General features: G+C 45.9%; 1 protein-coding gene. It reads left to right on the top strand.

Annotated features, from left to right (window positions below; all coding sequences use genetic code 11):
• Nucleotides 1-56: 56 nt before the first annotated feature.
• Nucleotides 57-479: a nucleotidyltransferase family protein gene (locus E4680_RS13970; RefSeq protein WP_135283038.1), complete on the top strand. Its 423-nt coding sequence runs from the start codon at nt 57-59 to the stop codon at nt 477-479.
• Nucleotides 480-534: the final 55 nt, after the last annotated feature.

Raw genomic sequence — 534 nt, 5'->3', positions numbered from 1 at the left:
AGCAAATCGGATGAGATGCTCGCTGGTATGGCTAGAAAGTTAATGGAGTACAAACAATGACTTATCCTTTCGATGAGGCTGAATTGCCACGACTTGGTAAAAACGTTATCCGCACAGAGGTGCTTAAGTACGGCACAGTTACTGGATCCCAAGCATATGGAACCGCGCGGGCGGATTCAGATTTTGATATCGCTGTTCCGATAGGCTGTGTGAGTATGGTCATGAAGATAATTGGAGATCGGGAAACCGCGGATAGCGATTACTTTGCGGGATTTTATTTTAGGGATGGTGATGGAGTTGTGGTGAATATCATACCGCTCCATTTTCATACGTATAGGGCATGGATCTTAGCCACAAAGATGATGACCGTAGCCTTGAAGGATATGCCCTATCTGAGTAGTACGAGTAAGTACGCCATGTTTGAGGGGTTTGTTGCTTTGTTCAAGATCGCGACCCCATATCCTTACGGTGAGGAGTAGACCTTGAAACAGTACCTTGAATTACTCCGAACGGCTATGTTTACGGGGGAGGAAA

The organism is Candidatus Macondimonas diazotrophica, from assembly GCF_004684205.1.
In the GTDB taxonomy this organism is placed as follows: domain Bacteria; phylum Pseudomonadota; class Gammaproteobacteria; order UBA5335; family UBA5335; genus Macondimonas; species Macondimonas diazotrophica.
This window is presented reverse-complemented; position numbering and strand designations above follow the sequence as displayed.